Origin of the sequence: Coprococcus sp. AF99-45, assembly GCF_027663865.1 — a bacterium.
Classification (GTDB): domain Bacteria; phylum Bacillota; class Clostridia; order Lachnospirales; family Lachnospiraceae; genus Allocoprococcus; species Allocoprococcus comes.
The window spans coordinates 1-531 of the sequence record NZ_JAQDGZ010000068.1 but is presented as its reverse complement, the minus strand read 5'-3'; the positions used below and the strand labels follow the sequence as shown (position 1 = coordinate 531).

The window sequence follows — 531 nt, the reverse complement described above, 5'->3', positions numbered from 1 at the left end:
GTGTGGAGTTTTGCTCATGGCTACAACTATTATTATTTGGAGGTGAATATATGTCAAAAACGTCTTATATTTGTAATTGCGATGTAATTCATGAGGATATTGTGAATGATGTGAAATCCAAGATGCAGCCAAAAGATGATTATATCCAGTTGGCTTCTTTGTTTAAGCTATTTGGAGATGGAACTAGAGTACAAATCTTACACGCTCTAGAACAGAGTGAGATGTGTGTATGTGATCTTGCAGTGCTACTGGGGGTAACAAAATCTGCAATTTCGCATCAGTTAAAGGCATTACGCCTAGCGAATCTGGTAAAATTCCGTAAAGAAGCACAGATAGTTTACTACTCGCTGGCAGATGATCATGTGAAAGAGATTATTGACAAGGGATTTGAGCATCTTTGGCAGAAATAATATTTTTTAATATCATAGTTGAGTAATTGAACAATTAAACAAATTATAAGGAGATTATCATGAAACGCACATTTCTATTAAAAGGGTTGGACTGTCCAAATTGTTCCGCAAAAATTGAAAA

The 531-nt window shown here is 35.0% G+C and carries 1 protein-coding gene; it reads left to right on the top strand.

Annotation, left to right across the window (positions count from 1 at the left end):
- Nucleotides 1–50 precede the first annotated feature (50 nt).
- Complete coding sequence (locus PGR14_RS16070) at nucleotides 51–410, top strand: ArsR/SmtB family transcription factor (RefSeq protein WP_015512809.1); 360 nt, start codon at nucleotides 51–53, stop codon at nucleotides 408–410.
- The last annotated feature ends 121 nt before the right edge of the window (nucleotides 411–531 follow it).